Annotated in this window: 1 protein-coding gene; it reads left to right on the top strand. The window is 59.1% G+C overall.

Features of this window, described 5'->3' with window-relative positions:
- On the top strand, positions 1-252 hold a 252-nt coding region (locus tag AAIR21_RS28170), incomplete at both ends, for a type VI secretion system domain-containing protein (protein ID WP_434682881.1).

Genomic DNA, 252 nt, shown 5'->3' with positions numbered 1-252 from the left:
GAATCCCCCCCGTGCCGATTACCGGGCACAGCTGATCCGCCTGTACCGTCAGCAAAGCTGGTCAGCGCTGGTGGCCCTCGCCGATCAGTTTTTTGCGGAAGGTGTCAATCATTTCTGGCTCGATCTGCAGTGGTACCTCTGGCAGGGGTTAAGCAAGTCAGGGGAGCAGCCAGAGGTCATTGCTGAGGCGGTGCTGACGGATTTACGGCTGTTTCTGACGCGACTGCCCGGTATTGAGACGCTGGCCTGGAA

The sequence above is a fragment of the Enterobacter sp. PTB genome, from assembly GCF_051130085.1.
Lineage (GTDB): Bacteria > Pseudomonadota > Gammaproteobacteria > Enterobacterales > Enterobacteriaceae > Enterobacter > Enterobacter ludwigii.
The sequence above is the reverse complement of the archived record's forward strand: the minus strand, read 5'-3'. Positions and strand labels throughout refer to the sequence as shown.